A 331-nucleotide genomic window follows, 5' to 3' on the forward strand; every position below is an offset into this window, starting at 1 on the left:
ACTAAAAAGCGAAAAAATTTGTTGCTTTGCTCCCTTATAATGTTTTAATTCCTATTTTAATCATCTCTTTTTCAGTTATAAAAAAAATATGAACTTGATCAAAAGCTTTTTTAGGGCCACCCGAATCTTCTGGATCATTACCCGATTGGTGCTGGGCCTTATCTTTGCCTACAGCGCTATCTTTCTCCTCGAAAATGCAAATTTATCGGACTATTTATCAGCGGCATTCTTTGCTCTTGTAGCAATCGCTTTATTCTGGTCCTTTTTTGCCGGTCTGTTTAGAGGTGGGGCACCCAGAGGAATTAGAATGTTTTCGGGAATTGTCCTCATC

Annotated in this window: 1 protein-coding gene; it reads left to right on the plus strand. The window is 38.4% G+C overall.

Going from position 1 to position 331, the window contains the following annotated elements:
- Nucleotides 1–88: 88 nt before the first annotated feature.
- A partial coding sequence (locus tag HC175_RS24030; protein ID WP_209310189.1) for a hypothetical protein occupies nt 89–331 on the plus strand: 243 nt, incomplete at its 3' end.

The sequence above is a fragment of the Salinimicrobium oceani genome (assembly GCF_012037645.1).